Genomic DNA, 19,559 nt, shown 5'->3' on the forward strand with positions numbered 1-19,559 from the left:
TAAGGGTGAAGTTTGGAAATACAACAAAACTAGTGGGGCTTGGACCAATATCAGTCCTACGACCGGTGAAGATAACTGGTATGGCTTTGGTGGATTGGCGCTGGATGCTCAGCACCCTAACACATTGATGGTATCCAGCTTAAACGCTTGGTGGCCTGATGAAGTTATTTTCCGCAGTACCAATGGTGGGGCTACTTGGAGTCGCATTTGGGATTGGGGCAATTATCCAGAACGGACTTATAAGTTCAGCATGGACATCACCGCTGCTCCATGGCTCGATCATGGAACCACTTCAACATCCCTGGATCCTTCACCGAAGCTAGGCTGGATGATGGGTGATTTGGAAATTGATCCATTTAACTCGAATCGAATGATGTACGGCACTGGAGCAACAATTTATGGGTCGAACAATTTGACCTCATGGGATACCGGAGGCAAGGTAAATATCTCTGTCATGGCAAAAGGTGTGGAGGAAACTGCAGTGCTGGGGCTAATTAGCCCGCCAACGGGAACCTCCCATTTGATCACTGCACTTGGTGACGTTTCCGGTTTCCGTCATGAGGATTTGTCGGTAGCGCCGACTAAATTCCAGACCAGTCCTTCATGGGCAACGACGATGAGTATTGACTATGCTGAACTGAGTCCGTCCTATATGGTGCGGGTAGGCAGTGCAGATAAAGAAAAAACGCCAAGTATGAAGTCCATTGGTATCTCTAACGATGGTGGAGTGAACTGGTACATGCCAAACTCCGAGCCTTCCAATGGAACCAAAACAACGGTTGGCCATGGACAAGTAGCTGTCTCTGCAAGTGGTAATTCCATTCTGTGGAGCACCTCAGATATCGGGGTGTATTATTCCAAAACCTCAGGCAATTCTTGGACAGCAAGTGCAGGATTACCGGCTGGAGCGAAGATAGCGTCTGATCGCGTGAATCCTAACAAATACTATGGATTTTATGCAGGAACCTTCTATGTAAGTGTGGATGGTGGAGCTACATTTACTGCCACCGCAGCTTCGGGCTTCCCGACCAATAATGTGGCTGGATTACAGCCGAATGAAGCCCAAATCAGTATGAAGGCAGTTCCAGGTATTGAAGGTGACATCTGGTTCGCCGGAGGGAATACGGTTGAGAATAAATATGGTCTATGGCACTCCACTAATTCAGGTGCGAGCTTCACGAAGTTAACGAATGTAGAAGAAGCTGATCTTATTGGATATGGGAAGGCTGCTCCGGGCCAAACTTATATGGCATTGTACACCGTAGCTAAGATTGATGGTGTACGGGGCGTATTCCGTTCCGATGATGTTGGCGCAACTTGGGTTCGTATTAATGACGATGCTCACCAATACGCTAAGATCAATATGGCGATTACTGGGGATCCAAGAATCTATGGACGTGTATATCTCGGTACGAATGGCCGAGGCACCTTGTATGCTGATCCTGTAAATCCACCAGCTACAGGCTCGACCATTACGCCAATAACTGCAAGCTTTGATAAGAAGACAGCGAATCAGACAGACGTCGCAGTAACTATGACGTTGAACGGAAATACGCTGAGCACGATCAAGAACGGAACGGCAACCCTCGTAGCCGGAACGGATTATACGGTAAGTGGATCAACAGTGACGATTAAAAAAGCGTATTTAGCGACGCAAGCGGTAGGAACGACAACGCTGACGTTCAGCTTTAGCGCTGGAGCTACACAATCCTTGGCGGTAGCGGTAACGGATACTACAACACCGGTATCCAACTCCACGATAACGCCAACAAGCGCGGGATTTGATAAGAAAACAGCGAATCAGGCAGACGTGGCAGTAACTATGACGTTGAACGGAAATACACTGAGCACGATCAAGAACGGAACGGCAACCCTCGTAGCCGGAACGGATTATACGGTAAGTGGATCAACAGTAACGATTAAAAAAGCGTATTTAGCGACACAAGCGGTAGGAACGACAACGCTGACGTTCAGCTTTAGCGCTGGAGCTACACAATCCTTGGCGGTAGCGGTAACGGATACTACAACACCGGTATCCAACTCCACGATAACGCCAACAAGCGCGGGATTTGATAAGAAAACAGCGAATCAGGCAGACGTGGCAGTAACTATGACGTTGAACGGAAATACACTGAGCAAGAACGGAACGGCAACCCTCAGGCGGATTATACGGTAAGTGGATCAACAGTAACGATTAAAAAAGCGTATTTAGCGACACAAGCGGTAGGAACGACAACGCTGACGTTCAGCTTTACGCTGGAGCTGAGCGGTAACGGATACTACAACACCGGTATCCAACTCCACGATAACGCCAACAAGCGCGGGATCAAAATCAGGCAGACGTGGCAGTAACTATGACGTTGAACGGAAATACAAGCACGATCAAGAACGGAACGGCAACCCTCGTAGCCGGAACGGATTATACGGTAAGTGGATCAACATTCACTCTCAAGAAGGAGTATTTGGCAACTCAAGCGGTAGGAACGACAACGCTGACCTTTGAGTTTAGTGCCGGAGCGGCACAATCCTTGGTTGTCACTCTCTCAGATACGTCAGTAGCTCCTACAGCAGCACTGAAAGTGCAGATGTATAACGGTACAGTGACTGCTTCCGGAAATACGCTAAATCCAAAGTTTAAGCTGGTGAACACAAGTACAAGTGCCGTTGCACTTTCTGATGTGAAATTAAGATATTATTACACAATTGACGGAGAGAAGGCACAAAGCTTCTTCTGCGATTGGTCACAGGCTGGAAGCGCGAATGTAACGGGCACGTTTGTGAAGCTGCCAACGGCTAAAGCGGATGCGGATTATTATCTGGAGCTTGGATTCTCGAGTGCAGCAGGTTCACTAGCTGCGGGTGCGAGCATCGATATCCAAGTGCGAGTAGCTAAAGAGGATTGGTCAAATTACACTCAAACCGGAGATTACTCCTTTAATGCGGTTGATACCAATTTTGTAGACTGGACAAAAGCGCCCGCCTACATCTCAGGTAACCTGATCTGGGGTAATGAACCTAACTAAGAATCTTCACCAATAGTTATGCTGAAGAGGCTGTCCTAAAAAGTAGAAAATTCTACTTTTGGGGCTGTTTCTTACTTTAACCCTCAGCTATAGGTGGTATGTACGCTATGTGCTACGTTCTATGAATCATGTGGTATGTGCTACGTTCTATGAGAGGGGGTGTGGTATACGTTATGTGGTATGTCGGATGCATTTATGGTTCCTATAGTGTTGGCTATATAATAATTAGGGAAAACCTCCCTGAAAATAGCCGATATTTGCTTTAAATCAACGAAATCAGGGAATTCTTCCCTGAAAATCAGGCGTATTCGTTAGTTTCCAGCAAATTAACCAATAATTAGGGAGTTTTTCCCTAATTATTGGCTGGATGACCAAAAAACTTAGAATTTTAGGGAGAAATTCCCCAATTATGCTATCAACGCTTCACTTCCTCCTGTACGGTACGCAAAAACCAGCTAATGATATTTAAAAGTAGTTCTGACATACCATTTGCTGTTTTGGCTGTTACAATGTTTGTCCGCTATCTATAGTAATGATCTGTCCAGTCATTGCTTCCTGTTCTAGCGCAGCGCAGACGAACTGGGCGATATTCTCGGCGGTTGAAATATGCTGAAGCAGCAGATTAGGGGCTAGTTTATGCATTTGTTCTTCTCGTCCAGACCACCATCTAGTAGCAACGGCTCCCGGTGCTACACAGTTAACTCTAATATGGGGAGCCAGCGCGTGTGCCAGCGATTTGGTAAGACCGTGGACAGCCGCTTTGGAGACGGCATAAGGAAGGGATGAGCCTAAGCCTGTCTGTCCAGCGATGCTGCCGAGATTGAGGATGGCTCCTGAATTTTTTTGGTTCATATACGGTGCAACCGCTCTGGCGCAGAAAAACATTCCTTTCACATTTACATCATATAACTCATCCCATACTTCCTCTGTTGCCTTTTCCAGATCTCCGAGAGCAATATGTTTAGTTATACTGGCGTTATTCACTAGCAGATCTATTGTCCCGAAATGCTGAATAATCGAATCGACCATACTTCGCACTTCCTGATCTTTAGACACATTCGCTTGTATTGCTATAGCCTGCCCTCCTTGATTCAGAATCGTCTTTACGGTTTCATTGGCTTCATCCTCAGATCTAGAATAGTTCACTACGACGTGGGCTCCGCGTTTGGATAACTCCAAGCTTACAGCTTTGCCAATTCCAGTCCCTCCACCGGTTACTAATGCGACTTTATTGTTGAGATCCACCCTCAATCACTCCTTATGTTGGCGTATGTTGTTGTTATAAAGTATTCTATAGAGAAAAGTGGATTTCGTATAATTGAATATAATGAAGGTTTGGTTCAATTAATTTGAATTGAATAGGGGAGGGCACTAGGATGGATCTGAAAACAATAAAAACCTTTCAAACGATCGTAACTTCCGGAAGCTTTAATCGCGCAGCAGAAGAATTGAACTATGCCCAATCTACAGTTACGATGCAGATGCAAAGGCTTGAATCAGATCTGGGATGTCAATTGCTTGAGCGGGGGAAGCAAATCAGCTTAACAGAAGCAGGCAGATTGTTTTATGAAGAGAGCTTACATATCGTTAAAGATATGGAACGATTACAGAGCCGTTTGGCTGATTTAAAAATAGGGGAAGCTGGCAACGTGCGATTAGGGGTAACGGACCCTACGGCGAGCTATCGTTTGCCGCAGCTTTTAAGTAGGTTTATGGTGCAATTTCCTAAAGTGAAAGTCTCCGTGGATATTGCGGGAACCGCCGCACTTAGTGAACTACTCCTGCGTGGTGAAATTGATTTGGCAGTGTGCTCGGCACCAGAGCTCGGTAAGGAGCTTTATTTTGAACCGTTATTTGCGGAGGAATTCTTGTTACTTTTGCCAGAAGAGCATCCGCTAGCATCCAAGGAACGTATCACCCCAGAGAATCTACAGAGTCATCGCTTACTGATTACGGCAGCGAATTGTCCTTATCGTAAAAAATTAGAAAGTGTGCTGCAGGAATCAGGCGGGCCGCCACTAGATACAATGGAGATTGGGAGCATGACAGCGCTGAAATATTTTGTGGGAAGTGGTTTAGGTGTGGCACTTGTTCCTGAGATTGTGCTGAATCCAGCCCCAGCAGGAACTATAGTACGGAAGCTGGAGGGGAAGGTTATTGATATGACCTGTGGGATCCTATGTAAACTTTCAGATTATCCGCTTAAGCAAGCGAGCTCCAGATTGTATCATTTTTTAAAACAGGAACTAACTGTGACAAGGATATTTTGAATTTTAAACGAATTGTTAAGAAATAGAAAAAATAGAAAGGGCGGTGTTTGATGTTTTTTAGGAGGAAATTCAGTTTCTGGCTTTCGATTATAAGTATCATCATCTGTCTGAGTGACTATCTGGGGGTGGGGATCGCGAATATTATTCTTGTACGTTTGAACCCTATTATAGATACACTGATCTTTACAGAACCTTTTGTAAGCTTCATGGTTGATGTAAATAATCCGAGATGGGGAACCAATAGTGCGTTAATCAGCGTCAGATTCCCAACTTATATTATTCATTTTGGAACGTTTTTGATTTTGGGTATTCTAATGGATTACCTTATTCGTATATTAAAACAGAAGTAGAAGTGTAGATGAGCCTAGAAGAGGAAAGGTGAGCTGAGATGAGCGGAGCAAAGGGAAAACTTGATTTGGAGAGAATTGTTTTTATTGGCAGAACCTATGAGGAATATATACGTATGTTTGATTTGCTGGAATCAGATCTTATCGGCCAGAGCATTCTGGATTGTCCTGCGGGTGCTTGCTCTTTTACAGCAATAGCGAATCAGTTGGGTGGTGAAGTAACGGCTGCTGATATTGCTTACTATTACTCTGAAGTTGAGCTGGCAGACAAAGGGGCTCAAGATATTGCGCATGCGATGTCCGGAATGGAAAAAGTACAGGATAATTTCGTTTGGAACTACTTTAAATCAATCGAGGGACTGACCGAAGCGAGGAACGCAGCGTTAACCGCCAGCACTAAGGATCGAAGACAAACCCCGCAGCGATATGTTCCTGTGATACTTCCGGATCTGCCTTTTGCGGATGAAGCATTTGATCTGACATTATCTGCTCACTTTCTATTTATGTACAGCGATCGGCTGGACTATAAATTTCATCTGGAGACTGTTAAGGAACTCATGCGGGTAACGAGAGGCGAGCTCCGAATCTTTCCGCTAGTCGACCTTTCTTGCAAAAGGTATGAGCATTTAGACCGCCTAATTGATGATTTGGTGAGGCAAGGATTTACTGCAGAGGAACTAGAGGTTCCTTATGAATTTCAAAAAGGTGCAAAGCAGATGTTGAAGATTAGAAGAGCAGAATTGTTCCTCTGAAATATAAAAAACGAGGGTGCCTCAAGCCATGATGACTTTGGGAGCACCCTCGTTTTTTGTATAAATATCTATAAAGCTTACGCTACAGTTTCTTTCCGTTCTGCTACAAAACAAGCTATGCCTATTACCAGACCAAGGCCCACTAGAACCGCACCGACCCAAGGAAGCGAAGTGATCGCTAGATGAGAAATAACCCAACCGCCAATAAAGGCACCCGCTGCGTTACCGAGATTCCCGGCGGAGTGGCTGGTCGTTGAAGCAAGTGCAGGGGCTGCCTGAGCCAGACTCATAATCCGTATTTGCAGACCTGGCATGACCGCAAAGGACACCATACCCCAGAAAAATATTGTGATTACCGCAGCTATTGGGCTATGCATCGTGAAGGAAAAGATCGTTAGAATCATACTGACTGCAAAATAAAGTCCCACGATAGAAGGCATCAGCTTCCAATCCGCAAGTTTTCCGCCAACGATGTTCCCGATGGTCACCCCACAGCCGAATAAGACTAGAATCCAAGTCACACTATGTTCAGCAAAACCGGTCACTTCTTCAAGCAGTGGAGTAATATATGTGAACACGGTGAACAAGCTGGCGTTCCCTAATGCTCCGATCAATAAGAATAGCAGCAGCTTTGGATTAGCCAGCGCAGCAATCTGCTGGATAACACTCGCTGGTTTCTCTTGTTTAAGCTTTGGAATAAAAATGAGGATGCCGATCAGCGCGGCGACTCCCATGACAGCAATCGCTGCAAATGAGGCCCGCCAGCCCATACTTTGTCCAATAAATGTTCCTAGAGGAACTCCGACAATATTGGCTATCGTTAAACCTGCCATCATAATAGATACGGCTCCGGCCCGCTTATTGGGTTGTACAAGATTGGATGCAATGACTGCGCCAACCCCAAAAAAAGTACCATGAGTTAAAGCTGTAATTATACGAGCTACCATGAGAACGGTATAGTTTGGTGCAAACACAGAGATTCCGTTGCCCAGTATAAAAAGAATCATGAGAAGACATAACAGTTTCTTTTGCGGAATGCGCTGCGTGAGAATGGTCAGGATGGGTGCGCCAACGGCCACTCCAAGTGCGTACATTGTAATGAGTTGGCCAGCAGTCGAAATACTAACCTGTAAATCGTTGGCGACATTTGGTAAAATACCCATAATAACAAACTCAGTCATACCAATCGCAAAAGCGCCTACCGTAAGAGAAAGTATAGAGATGGGAAAGGGCTCTTTCCCTGCTCGTTCTTTGCGTGATTGTGCCTTGTTGAGGTTTGGAATTGCGTTCATGATGCCGATGTTCAACCTTTCTTCTGCCTGTAATGAAGCTCCACCTTGGTTAAGATGATAGATCCGACATGTAAGTATTGCTTTTCTATTATTTAGTTTTCTGAAAATATTTTCAAGATAAATATTTTTTCAGATAGTTTTCATTTTTATAGATCATTGAAGGGATGGTTATTTATGAATGATGAAGGCCAAGTCCAAGTGCTTGAATTGCCGGAAATGAAGCGAGAATTTAATAGCAGTTTGCAGAGTAATGATCGTGGATTGGTTATAGAAATCTATCAATTTGCGAACCCTTTCTGGCCCGATGAGACTGAATTGTTCCTTCCTTTGCGATGAGAAAAAATTATAAGCAGGCAGCTTTAATAGCGCTTCAGAACTTTGACCTGGATTGGACGCAGATTCGTTTTAACCAGCTATCGGATACCTGTACCTTTGTTATCGAAACTAATAAAGAGGGAACTTTTTTACTGCGCCTTCATTCGGGGAGATCTAAAGAGGAAATTAACTCCGAAATCGCGTGGCTGGAGCTTTTGAAGAGCAAAATTGATGTCCCCCTGCCAAAAGGTGTTCATGATCGCACGGGTGCTGTAACGTTCAGAGTGGAACAGGGAAATGGAGAAGGTGTTTATGCCTCTTTAATGCGCTGGGTTGAAGGGGAACGTGCGAATGAAAATCTTACCGAAGAACAAATTTACAAAGAAGGCGTTCTATTAGCCAAGCTACATAAGGCGGCACAGGAGCTGGAGTTACCCCCTGGCTTTAATCGTCCTGTTTGGGATGAACATAGCTTTCGAAAAGCAATGCTTCGTTTAAAGCTGCATTATCATTGTTTTCTTACGGATGATGAGTTTGTGCTGTATCAGTCGGCAGCTGAGAAATTATTCAACTGGTTAAGCAAGCAGCATAAAAATAAGAACAGAAGGTCTTATGGCGTTATTCATGGAGATTTACATCAAGGCAACATCATATTTAAAGAGGGTGAGCCTCGGCCGATTGATTTTGGGAGATGTGGTTGGGGGTATTATCTTTATGACGTAGCACATACCCTTCTTGGACTGTATCCATTGCAAAGAGAAGGGGTCATTAAGGGGTACGAAAGTATCGCCAAGCTTGATGGGGAGTGGGATCAGACTTTAGAGAATTTTACGGTCATGGTTATGATCGAAAATTATTGCCATCACGCATCCGATCCGAGGGAAACCGAGGGTCTAAAAGCAGAACAGCCGTATGCGTTAGCGATCTTGAGAAATTATCTTAAGGGAGAACCCTTTCTTTTTAACAGGGTTGAGATTTAACGTATAGAAATAGGGTCTCTTTGGGGAATTTATATAAAGTTCCCTAAGGAGGCTATTGTGATGAAAAAAAGCTGGATTGCTCCCCTTCTTGTCGCAGTGATGCTCGTTCTGACGCCACAACCTTGCTCCGCAAATAGGTTAATTCAACCTCAGTCTGTAACACCTTCCAGGTCTGATTCGGGACTTCAACTGCCAGATCAAGATTCTCTCGAACTTAAGTTTCAAGACATGCTAATGTTATTTCTTTTACCCCATATTGAGAAAAAGATTGCAGATATTTATTCGCCGCTTTTGCGAGAATCGCCAATGGTTTATCCTTACTTTGTGGATGTGACTGAGGTGAAGCGGACCAATGGTTTCCGTGGGTTTGATTTCTTGATTACACTTAACGTATATCCTACAGTTGGTCCACATATTTCAGTTGGAGAAGATACCATGACTTTTAGGATCTCTCCTGGTCCTAAGGTGAAGCTTGAATCGTTCAAGCATCTAAAAGACCCCAAAAAGTCAGACTTCCCACCAAATTATCAGAACATCCTGAGATAGTGTAGTTTCAGTAAGGCGCGTGGGTGGAAGAGTAGATATTAATATGTGCCGAACGTTGAGTTATGAGGCGAGCTATTTTTACATGAGTAGGGAGTTCTGAGGTAATGGTGATGGGAGTTGTAGGGAAAGGAGTCTTTGGGAGAGGGTGTATGAGAGGGGATGAAGGTTGGGTTAGTGGCGTGATGAGGGTGAGTGAGAGGTGAGGAAGGTTGGGCTAGTGGCATGATGAGGTGAGTGAGAGGGTATGAAGGTTGGGTTAGTGGCATGATGAGGGTGAGTGAGAGGGGAGGAAGGTTGGGTTAGTGGCATGATGAGGGAGAGTGAGAGGGGAGGAAGATTTGGCTAGTGGCGGGATGAGGTGAGGGAGAGGGGAGGAAGATTGGGTTAGTGGCATGATGAGGGTGTTTGCGTGTGCGTCTATGCTTGTGTCCGCGAGCGGGCAAACGGGATAGTTGCAGTTTATACACTTATTTGCAGGAGATAAGAAGCTTAGTCACTTTTAGTTGCATTTGGTGCAGTTAAAAGAAGTCTTTTCACACTTATTTGTTAATATCGTTGAATTTAGTTGCAGAGAATACACTTATTTCGCTCGGGCAGCACAATGTATTGTTTATAGTTGTATAAAGTGCAATTAACTCATACATTCCCAAACGATTTTAAGCAAAATAAAAAATCCATGGGTTAACGTTGCAATACCCAACTCATACCCAACTCATGCCCACCGCACCGCACACTCCGATCTTTGGGGTGTTTTTTTGTGTTTAGAATTGTGGTGGATTAATGGCGATTATGGTATTATGAAATTAGTAGATATATTGATTTAAGTTACTAAATTCAAATATGGAGGTGTGAGGGATTGGGTGATCATAAATTCGAGGGCGAACAAAAGGGGAGCAGTATTAGCGGAGTTAAAGATAAAGTCACTAGCGATAGCTCAAGTAACAACGAGGATAAAGTCAAAGTAGGTGTAGCCACTAAAGACGGGCAGTTGGGGTTTCTTTTTACAAGGGGAGGTCTTCGGGAAGGTGCAGGTAGAAAAAGCACTGGTGTAACCAAAAAGGTATCTTTGACATTATCTGAGGACATTTGGCAGGAGATAGAGCAGGCTTGCGCGGATCAGAACGCATCTCGCTCCCAAGTATTTCGGAACATCATTGAGGCGCATTTTGTAAAGGAATCTAAGGAGAGTTAGGTGAAGTCTTTGCTAATCCATGTATCAAAAGATTCATTTACTACCGCATTACAGGCAGCATTAAAAGCCATATCCGCGAATAGTTCCTCACGTGTTCTATCAGGAATACTTATTCAAGCGCAAACTCAGGGTTTGATATTAACAGCCAGCAATATAAGGATGACCATTGAATATAAGCTCCCTGTGAAAATGGATTCGGTGGTTGTGCACAACACAGGTGAGATCGTCGTTCCGGCGCGTTATTTTTATGAGATCATTCGTAAGCTTGATCCTGGACTAATTAGGCTGGAAATCGAAGAGTCATTGATTTTAAATATTCAATCAGGGAGCACTCAATTTCGTTTATGTGGAACGGATGTGGCAGAGTTTCCAAGAATCCAATACATAGACCATCCATACATTCAAAGGATAAGCATGAAGAACACTCTCCTGAAGCAAATATTTAAAAGAGTGGTTTTTGCGGTCTCTTCATCGGAAACCAGACCTGTGCTCACAGGAGTTTTGCTTCAAATAGATAAGCAAAATATTCGTGTAGTCGCCACTGATGGCATCCGCTTCGCCCAGCATGTTGTTGAAAGCGTAGAAGATTACGGAGCAATTCCTTTAGATGTTGTAATCCCGGGCAGCACCCTGGAGGATCTTTTAAAAATATTAAACGATGATGCAGACAGCAGCACCGATTTAGAAATAGGCCCCAAGCAAATCAGATTTATTTCTAATGGATTGAGGGTTCAGTCTGCTCTTTTAGAAGGAACTTATCCCTCTGTCAATAATTTAATCCCAAAAGCGTACCTCTCCGAAGTGATTGTTAAGAAAGACCGTTTGTTACATGTGGTTGAACGTATTTCTATATTGGCTGGCGAGAGTGTTATGCTCAGCGTACTTCCTTCTAACACGTTAAGTTTAGTGTCCAAGACTGCAGAAATTGGGGATGTAAAAGAAGAGATTCCTTTAGAGTATCTGGAAGGTGATCATTTTCGAGTAGCCTTTAACGGAAAATATTTCAGGGACATCCTTCGGGCGATCGATAGTGAGACGCTTAGAATCAGGTTCGCGGGAAAAGAAAGGCCGCTGGTGATCCTGCCTGTGGACGCATCTTCGTCCACACTTTTTTTAATTACTCCTGTGAGGACGCATGATTGAGGATTTGTTAATGTACAGTATTTGAGTAGTTATGGGTGAATAGCTGCCTGAGTCCGAACAGTTGCTGAAAAGAACGCCACCTGCCAAATTTGATCCTAGACGTGCTGCCCATTGCTTAAACTAGCTGTCTTGTGCTCAACCTATCTACTCATTGCGGTATTAGCTATCTATAGCTCAACCTATCTACACCGTGCGGAATTAGCTACCTATGGCTCAACCTATCTACTCCGTGCACGAAATTAGTTACCTATTACTCAACCTAGCCGTCTACGTCCCAAACTTAGCCGCCTACATCTCGAAACCAACTACCTTTTGCTCGATTGAGATCGTAGCGGACCGTATTGCAGCTATTTCAGCATATGGGTTCATTTTGCGAAAGTTTCGGACTGTATAGCTCTTATTGCCCATGATTTGTGCAGAAAAGGAGTGCATCTGAGCGAATAGCTGCAACTGAGTCCGATAGTGTGGCAAAATGAGCGGAATTATGGAAATAAGAGCAACTGAGTCCGAATTAGCCAAAACCCATCTCAACTTCACAGCTTTCCCAGACGGGAATGAGGTATATTTGATCTGGGAGGGGATGGAATGCATAATGCAAAGACGGCCATATTTTATTTCTCAGGTACGGGCAATACGGAGATTATTGCTAAGCAATTTGCTGAAAGGCTGAGAAGTAAAGGGCAAGACGTAGATTTGTTTAGAGTGGAAGATATTTTTAAAGGCACTCGTTCTGTAGAATATGAAGCCTATGATCTTATAGGTATTGGTCATCCGGTTCTAGGCTTTGGCGCCTCCGGCTTTGTTGAACGTTTTGCAGAACAGCTGCCTGATTGTAATGGAACCCCGGCATTTGTATTCAAAACGGCATCCTCTCCACACTATATCAATAACGGTGCTTCGAATACGGTGCTTCGTTCTTTGCGTGGGAAGGGATATAATCCCTTTCACAATTCGATTTTGGCGATGCCATGTAATTTTTATATTAAATATGATGACAGGTTGAATAAGCAGTTGTATCAAGCCGCACAGCGTAAGGTGGAATTGTTTGCAGAGGAAATCGTAAAGCGGACACCGCGAAATCTGCCGATTCACCCTGTGTTGGAGCGGGTTCTGAGAACAGTATATTATTGTGAGGAACACCAAGGGGGAAAATACTTCGCCAAAGGATTGCGTACAACGGACGCTTGCACACTATGCTTAAAATGTGTCAGAAACTGTCCAACATCCAATATTAGTAGCGGCGTAGAAGGAATTGTTTTCAATCAAAATTGTTTATTATGTATGCGTTGTGTTTATTCTTGTCCTCAGAAGGCAATCCAAGCGACACGACTTAAGGCTAGCGTAGTAGATCCCTATACTGGAGGTCCGAAGCTTCATAAACTAATGAAGGATTCTGCGAATGATGGACGGTTTGTTACTCCCAAATCCAAGGGCTACTACAAGCATTTTATTAAGTATTTGGAGGAATGACATATGAATCTGTTTCGGATGGGATCGAAGCCACTGGGGATTGAGCGGATCAGCACATTTTTGGAGGATAATTATGTGAGTATCGGCTATCCCGGAATAGGGGATCTGGAGAATCTAACCACAGAGGAACTTCGTGATCGATTGATTGGCACATACCAATATAGTGAGTTGGAGCTTACGCAACATCTGCAAGCCCTTCAGCTATTTGTACATACGATGCAAGATGGAGATTATGTGCTGGTGGCCGATGGAGATTGGGTACATCTCGGGGACCTCGGAGATTATTTTTACAACGAGTTTACTGATAATGTTGACGAGGGCACATGCCATCGGCGTGGTGTGACGTGGTTGAAAAGTGTGCCGATTTCTGAACTAAACACAGGCGTGCGGGAGTTATTTAACCAAAGTGCACCGGTTGTACAATATAATGGTCCTAAACCAAGTGCTCGCTTGGATCTGTGGATTACAGGTGTTTCTGCTAATGAACAAGAAGTGAATAGTCCGCTGGAATTGGATGAGGAGACACTCTCTAAGGCGCTTAATATTTTGAAAGATGCTTTGATTTGTGATGACTCCGAACGACGGGAAAGAGCAGCTATAGCCATTTTACAATATGCGAAGTAGAGCCCCTCTTGTATATCGGGCACACGGTTCATTATCTTCATGATGAGTTCCAATTAAAAAACGTTCCACCCGCTACTTGCCTCGGATGGAACGTTTTGCTGTATCTATAATCAGATGAATTCAACGAATTCGTTGACTGGCTTACGGTAGCCGCGGGGTCTGATTTTATGTTTTTTGTCTTTGCCGATCGTGATCAGCATAACAGGTACCATATGATCCGGCAGATTCAAGGTGGATTGGATAGCATCAGCATCGAAGCCGATCATCGGGCAGGTATCCCAGCCTTTATCTTTGGCGATCAGCATAAAGTGCATGGCCGAGAGAGAGGCATTACGTATTGCTTCATCTCTTTGAAAAGCATGATTATCAATGTAAGCATTGTTAATCATCTCTATTTGTTCATCATATTCCTCTTGTGACATCGCTCCTAAAGCTTTAAGCCCGCCATAGATTTCTGGAGCCTGCTGATAAGCATGCTTATCTCCCAGCACTACAATAACTGCTGAAGCAGTATGGATTTTATATTGGCCGTAAGCCGCTTCGCGAATTTCTTCTTTTAAACTCTCGTTAGATATCACTTTGTAATTTGTATGCTGTAGATTATAGGCCGATGGTGCCAATCTGGCGTAAGAGAACATTTCCTCTAATTCATTCTGAGGGATGATGACCCCTTCCACAAAATTCATAGCGGATCTGCGTGACTGAATCAAGTCTGTAAAAGCGCTCATAAGTATTCCTCCGTTGTGTATGTATTCGGTTGTAAAATATCAACACCTGATATTTGTAAATGAACTAACTAAATGTTACTAACTCAAAATAACACAGCCTAAAAAATTCGTCAATGATAAAATTTATTGAAGTTAATCTTGAATACCCTGTTGTCAAAAAATAGGACATAAATTAGGATATTAGGATATGTAGAAACACAGTGGATGAAAGGGTGGATAAATTGATTAATAGTAGAGAACAATTGATGATAGATTTGCAAAGAATAGAAGAGAATGACTACGAGCTTAGAAGTGGAGAGGACATAAAGGATTATGTGAAGTTGATGCTTGAGCATATAGGAGATCCCGAGCCTGTACTGCGTGATGAATTGATTTATTCCACATTCTACAAATGGATTAATGAGAAACATTGGTTTAATGACGCGGAGCTTCGTGAACTGCTGTGGATACTTCTTGACGAGCAGCATCTGTTTTATCACATTGGGAATAAAGAAGATCTGACGGTGTATGCAAGAACATTTTCTGTATTGGTTGTTGCTCTTATTCTCCAGCGGCATAGGGAAACGGCTATATTGGATAGCTCTGAATTTATAAAGGTGAAGCAGGGTTTGATTCGTTATTATGAGGAAGAACGGGACTTAAGAGGTTATATGGAAAAAGAAGGCTGGGCACACGCAGCAGCCCATGGCGCAGACGCCTTGGATGAGCTGGTTTTATGCTCGGAGAGTGATGCCGCGGTGCGGGAAGAGGTTCTGGCAGTTATTCAAAAGATGCTTTATAACGATCAATACATATTCAGGGAAGAAGAAGATGAAAGGATTGCTACTATTATAGTTACAATCATCGATCATCATTTACTTCCACAGCAGTCTATAACCGATTGGATTCTCAACTTGGCGCAATGTGGCAGTTGGCCTAGAAGCCACAGCCAGTACGTGACACGAATAAATACAAAGAACTTCCTGCGTTCTCTTTATTTCAGGTTACTTCTAACAGAGAAGAATATGGACATTGTGGAGGTTTTATTGAAAACTGAGAAGAATTTGAATGAATTTGTACATTAATTCACTCAAACGGTTTTAATTAACACTAGTAATTTAAATAATTTATTATAATGTAATAAAAATCACAAATTTTTATGGAAATTCAAAAACTTTGTGACATTTATAACTTGATAAGTGCTATAATAGAAATATGGCGTTAAAAGTTCTTATGTTTTTCATTACTATTAAGCAGCAAAGCTTATTGCAGAGGAGATTTGGATATGTCAGAATCAATCACTCAAACACAACCTGAACAAGAATCACCAAAAGTAGCTGTTAGCAAGGAACAAATGGATGTTCTTGAGCAGCTCTTGAAACCAGAAGTTCAGGAATCATTAACAGTCTTGGTGGAACAGTTGCCAAAATTAACTGAGCTTGTTGGCGTGCTTACAAAGTCCTATGACTTTGTGCAAACTGTCGCAGCGGATGATGTCTTGAAAAGTGATACGGTAAGTGCAATTAAAGAACTTGCTGAACCTGTAGTGCATTCCGCGAAGAATATGGCAGCTACAGTGATCGAAGCAAAAGATCGTGCGAATGAAAGTAACGAAGTTATTGGTCTTTTTGGTCTTATGAAGTTGTTGAAAGATCCGCAAGCGCAAAAGCTTTTCCGTTTCGTAAATGCATACCTTCAAGTTGCTGGAGAACGCAGTAAGCAGAAATAATCATTTTCATATCTTATACGTAAGGGACGGAGGAAACATCATGTCTAAACATATTGTCATTCTAGGAGCAGGTTATGGTGGTCTACTAAGCGCCTTAACCGTACGCAAATATCTCAAAAAAGATGAAGCTAAAATTACTGTAGTTAATCAGTATCCTACCCACCAAATCATTACAGAATTGCATCGTCTTGCAGCAGGTAGTGTTGCAGAGGGTGCTGTAGCTATGCCTCTAACTAAGCTTTTCGCAGGGAAAGATATTGACCTGAAAATCGCGAAGGTCAATTCATTTTCTGTGGAGAACAAACAAATTGTTCTTTCTGATGGTGTGACACTTACTTATGATGCGCTTGTTGTAGGTCTTGGCAGCACTACAGCTTATTTTGGCATTCCAGGGCTTGAACAATACAGTATGGTATTGAAATCAGCTGCAGATGCTAACAAAATTCATCAACATATTGAAGATCGTATTCGTGAATATGCGAAATCGAAAAATGAAGCAGATGCAAACATCCTGATCGGTGGCGGCGGCTTAACAGGTGTTGAGCTTGTTGGTGAAATCGCGGATGTATTGCCTACACTTACTAAAAAATATGGCGTTGATCCTAAAGAAATTAAGCTTATGCTCGTTGAAGCAGGTCCTAAAATCCTTCCAGTATTGCCAGATGCATTAATCGAACGTGCTGTAGCAAGCTTGGAGAAACGTGGTGTTCAATTCCTGACAGGTCTTCCTGTTACGAATGTAGAAGGCAATGCGATTGACTTGAAAGACGGTCAAAAAATTATTGCTAACACATTTGTATGGACTGGTGGCGTACAAGGAAATCCACTCATCGGCGAATCGGGTCTTGAAGTTAACCGAGGTCGTGCAACGGTGAATGAATTCTTGCAATCCACTTCCCACAAAGATGTATTCGTTGCTGGTGACAGCGCGGTGGTCTTTGCAGAAGACGGACGTCCTTACCCTCCAACTGCGCAAATTGCTTGGCAAATGGGTGAATTGATCGGATACAATCTGTATGCCTTCTTGAAAAATAAATCGTTTGAAAGCTTTAGCCCAATCAACTCTGGTACACTTGCTAGCTTAGGCCGTAAAGACGGTGTTGCCATCGTTGGTGCAAGTTCTACTCCGTTAAAAGGATTGCCTGCAACTCTAATGAAGGAAGCAAGTAATATCCGTTACTTGTCCCACATTAAAGGATTGTTCAGCCTAGCTTACTAATATAGTTTAACCCTAAACCCTGCTCAAATCTGAGCGGGGTTTTTGTTATTGTTTTTTTAGTGAAATGTTTGCATTATTGATGTTTCACAGTAGGCTGTATTCATTGTATTTGATATAATAGATTGGGTTATATTAACAGAGGTAGTTAGAGGAGGATTTCATTTATGATATTCCAACAAAACGATGTCATTCTGTTTCAAGGGGACAGCATAACAGACTGGGGGCGTAATCATGAAGACGCTTCATCACTTGGAGTAGGTTATGCAATGATGGTCGCCGCTCGTCTGGGGTATTTATATCCAGAGAAGAATCTTACTTTTATTAACCGTGGTATTGGTGGCAACCGTATTGTTGATTTACAGGGACGGTGGGATAAGGATTGTCTGGATTTGAAGCCGACTTGGGTGTCCATTTATATTGGAATTAATGACACTTGGCGGCGTTTTGATTCTGGTGAAGAAACCACTCCCGAGCAGTTTGAAGCTTCATATCGGGACCTGATCGAACGCACTCGGAAATCTTTGGATGCTAAATTAGTGCTTATAGAGCCTTTTGTTTTGCCTGTACCGGAAGATCGTAGAACTTGGCGTCAGGATCTTGATCCTAAGATTCATATTGTCCGCGAGCTGGCACGTGAATATGGGGCGCCGCTGGTTCCGCTAGATGGACTTTTTGCAGCGGCTTCCGTAAAAGCAGAACCGGCTTACTGGGCATATGATGGAGTACATCCTACTCCTGCAGGTCATGCACTTATTGCGGATGCTTGGCTCAAAACGATGGGAGCAATCTAATCAATTGCCATTTTAAGACTAGAACCACGCTTTAATAAGCAGGTTGTAGTCTTTTTTTAATCGCGTGTTCATAAAGTCGTTTTTATATATTTATAGACACTGTTATAATTGGAATATGCTTATGTATTGGAGGCGATTCGCATTAGGCGGTTAATATGGATAGCACCTTTGTTATTGGTCGTAGTGTTAAGCGGATGTAAAAGTGATTTGGGCTTCATCAATGCCAGATGGATCGAAGGCGTGTCGTTGACACCCGTGGCAACGAGTGATCAGAAACAAGCGGATCGTCCTTTGCACTCAGAGAGCTTAACGCTAAAGGATTCTGTTTTGATCAAGACACTTGCGGAGGCTATGAACAAGAGTAAGAAATTTTCTGATGATCTGGATTGGGGTCCGGAATTTGAAATGAAGCTTGTTTATGGGGACGGCTATTCGGAAGATTATTACATAGCGCTTGGAGATCAACTTGGACATGAAGGGATGTTTACTACAGCAGAGAACAGCAGTCAGGGCTACACAATTCCTGTAAAAAACTCTGACCAGTTAAGAAAGCTCATTTATGGAACAATCGATACGGAGAACATTGAACAGGCAGACCCTGTGGAGACTTCTGTCGAGGTAACAGGTCCAGTAACCCTATCACATAATGAACTGTCTCCGGTCACAGGGAGAGCGGGATTTTTAAATCTGCAACTGCTAGAGGGGACATATAGCGAAGATTGGACTACACCGAGTCCGTTAGCTGGAAGAAACTGGAGTGGCCGATTTAGGCTAGTAGTGACTGACGAGCATGGAAAAACACTGAGTAGCTATCCGTTAAATGATCAATTTGCCCAGACCTTTAATGATTTTTTCCAGCTTCAGTTTGAGGATTATAATGGAGACGGTGATCCCGATTTTACGATCGGACAATATGGAACGAGTAACGGTTATTTCTACAAGCTTTTTACACTCAGAAGAAATAACGTGATAGAAGAACTGCCTATTAAACCTGAAAATCAGCTGTTTATCAGCAGTCCTGAGCGGTATTCTATAAAGCTGGATCAAGTTGATGAGCATAGCTTCAAGAGAAGTTACTACGATAACGCAGCAGGCAAACAAGTGGAAGATACTTTTCAGTGGGTAGGGAGTGCATTTCAGAGGCTGGACAAATGATTAA

The 19,559-nt window shown here is 43.2% G+C and carries 19 protein-coding genes and 1 pseudogene; 17 read left to right on the forward strand and 3 right to left on the reverse strand.

All coding sequences use genetic code 11. From position 1 onward, the window contains the following. The first annotated feature begins 127 nt into the window (after positions 1-127). Positions 128-2,352 (forward strand): annotated as a pseudogene (locus NYE58_RS14320) (X2-like carbohydrate binding domain-containing protein). Positions 2,353-2,354: 2 nt separating this feature from the next. Then, the gene (locus NYE58_RS14330; protein WP_341002166.1) at positions 2,355-3,023 is read left to right on the forward strand and encodes a cellulose binding domain-containing protein; all 669 of its coding nucleotides are present in this window, start codon (positions 2,355-2,357) and stop codon (positions 3,021-3,023) included. Positions 3,024-3,527: 504 nt separating this feature from the next. Here NYE58_RS14330 and NYE58_RS14335 read toward each other — a convergent pair. Beyond that, positions 3,528-4,268 (reverse strand): SDR family NAD(P)-dependent oxidoreductase, encoded by a 741-nt coding sequence (locus NYE58_RS14335; protein ID WP_076129915.1) that lies wholly within the window; start codon positions 4,266-4,268, stop codon positions 3,528-3,530. Positions 4,269-4,399: 131 nt separating this feature from the next. Here NYE58_RS14335 and NYE58_RS14340 point away from each other — a divergent pair, with 131 nt between their 5' ends. Genes NYE58_RS14340 through NYE58_RS14350 form a run of 3 tightly spaced genes read left to right on the forward strand, consistent with a single transcriptional unit; the run spans position 4,400 to position 6,392 of the window. Next, complete coding sequence (locus NYE58_RS14340) at positions 4,400-5,293, forward strand: LysR family transcriptional regulator (RefSeq protein WP_076220259.1); 894 nt, start codon at positions 4,400-4,402, stop codon at positions 5,291-5,293. 50 nt (positions 5,294-5,343) lie between these two features. Next, on the forward strand, positions 5,344-5,643 hold the full coding sequence (locus NYE58_RS14345) for a hypothetical protein (RefSeq protein WP_076220258.1): 300 nt from the start codon (positions 5,344-5,346) through the stop codon (positions 5,641-5,643). A gap of 38 nt (positions 5,644-5,681) precedes the next feature. Further along, on the forward strand, positions 5,682-6,392 hold the full coding sequence (locus NYE58_RS14350) for an SAM-dependent methyltransferase (protein WP_341002167.1): 711 nt from the start codon (positions 5,682-5,684) through the stop codon (positions 6,390-6,392). Positions 6,393-6,469: 77 nt separating this feature from the next. Here NYE58_RS14350 and NYE58_RS14355 read toward each other — a convergent pair whose 3' ends face one another. Then, positions 6,470-7,684: an MFS transporter gene (locus NYE58_RS14355; RefSeq protein WP_341002168.1), complete on the reverse strand. Its 1,215-nt coding sequence runs from the start codon at positions 7,682-7,684 to the stop codon at positions 6,470-6,472. Positions 7,685-7,858: 174 nt separating this feature from the next. Here NYE58_RS14355 and NYE58_RS14360 point away from each other — a divergent pair, with 174 nt between their 5' ends. From NYE58_RS14360 to NYE58_RS14390, 7 genes are all read left to right on the forward strand, one after another. Beyond that, the gene (locus NYE58_RS14360) at positions 7,859-8,020 is read left to right on the forward strand and encodes a hypothetical protein (protein WP_341002169.1); all 162 of its coding nucleotides are present in this window, start codon (positions 7,859-7,861) and stop codon (positions 8,018-8,020) included. After that, complete coding sequence (locus NYE58_RS14365) at positions 8,017-8,979, forward strand: phosphotransferase enzyme family protein (protein WP_341002171.1); 963 nt, start codon at positions 8,017-8,019, stop codon at positions 8,977-8,979. The genes NYE58_RS14360 and NYE58_RS14365 overlap by 4 nt, the downstream gene beginning before the upstream one ends. A gap of 60 nt (positions 8,980-9,039) precedes the next feature. Beyond that, on the forward strand, positions 9,040-9,525 hold the full coding sequence (locus NYE58_RS14370) for a DUF3888 domain-containing protein (RefSeq protein WP_341002173.1): 486 nt from the start codon (positions 9,040-9,042) through the stop codon (positions 9,523-9,525). Positions 9,526-10,381: 856 nt separating this feature from the next. After that, positions 10,382-10,717, forward strand: coding sequence for a hypothetical protein (locus NYE58_RS14375; protein WP_341002175.1), 336 nt, complete (start codon positions 10,382-10,384; stop codon positions 10,715-10,717). Beyond that, positions 10,718-11,860, forward strand: a complete 1,143-nt coding sequence (gene dnaN, locus NYE58_RS14380; protein ID WP_341002176.1) for a DNA polymerase III subunit beta — start codon at positions 10,718-10,720, stop codon at positions 11,858-11,860. 585 nt (positions 11,861-12,445) lie between these two features. Beyond that, positions 12,446-13,330, forward strand: coding sequence for an EFR1 family ferrodoxin (locus NYE58_RS14385; protein WP_076278068.1), 885 nt, complete (start codon positions 12,446-12,448; stop codon positions 13,328-13,330). Positions 13,331-13,333: 3 nt separating this feature from the next. Beyond that, positions 13,334-13,954 (forward strand): hypothetical protein, encoded by a 621-nt coding sequence (locus NYE58_RS14390; RefSeq protein WP_076278067.1) that lies wholly within the window; start codon positions 13,334-13,336, stop codon positions 13,952-13,954. A 110-nt stretch (positions 13,955-14,064) separates the two neighbouring features. On the opposite strand, the gene NYE58_RS14395 is transcribed toward NYE58_RS14390, so the two are convergent. Beyond that, the gene (locus tag NYE58_RS14395) at positions 14,065-14,682 is read right to left on the reverse strand and encodes a nitroreductase family protein (protein WP_076278066.1); all 618 of its coding nucleotides are present in this window, start codon (positions 14,680-14,682) and stop codon (positions 14,065-14,067) included. A gap of 221 nt (positions 14,683-14,903) precedes the next feature. On the opposite strand from NYE58_RS14395, the gene NYE58_RS14400 reads away from it, so the two are divergent. From NYE58_RS14400 to NYE58_RS14420, 5 genes are all read left to right on the forward strand, one after another. Then, entirely contained in the window at positions 14,904-15,746 is an 843-nt protein-coding gene (locus NYE58_RS14400; RefSeq protein ID WP_076220389.1) for a DUF2785 domain-containing protein, read from the forward strand. Positions 15,747-15,946: 200 nt separating this feature from the next. Continuing rightward, the gene (locus NYE58_RS14405) at positions 15,947-16,390 is read left to right on the forward strand and encodes a DUF1641 domain-containing protein (RefSeq protein WP_036685888.1); all 444 of its coding nucleotides are present in this window, start codon (positions 15,947-15,949) and stop codon (positions 16,388-16,390) included. 40 nt (positions 16,391-16,430) lie between these two features. Continuing rightward, entirely contained in the window at positions 16,431-17,609 is a 1,179-nt protein-coding gene (locus NYE58_RS14410) for an NAD(P)/FAD-dependent oxidoreductase (RefSeq protein ID WP_036685891.1), read from the forward strand. Positions 17,610-17,773: 164 nt separating this feature from the next. Beyond that, positions 17,774-18,400, forward strand: a complete 627-nt coding sequence (locus tag NYE58_RS14415) for an SGNH/GDSL hydrolase family protein (protein ID WP_036685894.1) — start codon at positions 17,774-17,776, stop codon at positions 18,398-18,400. 168 nt (positions 18,401-18,568) lie between these two features. Continuing rightward, the gene (locus tag NYE58_RS14420) at positions 18,569-19,555 is read left to right on the forward strand and encodes a hypothetical protein (RefSeq protein ID WP_341002177.1); all 987 of its coding nucleotides are present in this window, start codon (positions 18,569-18,571) and stop codon (positions 19,553-19,555) included. Positions 19,556-19,559: the final 4 nt, after the last annotated feature.

This window comes from Paenibacillus sp. FSL L8-0708, assembly GCF_038009325.1.
In the GTDB taxonomy this organism is placed as follows: domain Bacteria; phylum Bacillota; class Bacilli; order Paenibacillales; family Paenibacillaceae; genus Paenibacillus_AQ; species Paenibacillus_AQ odorifer.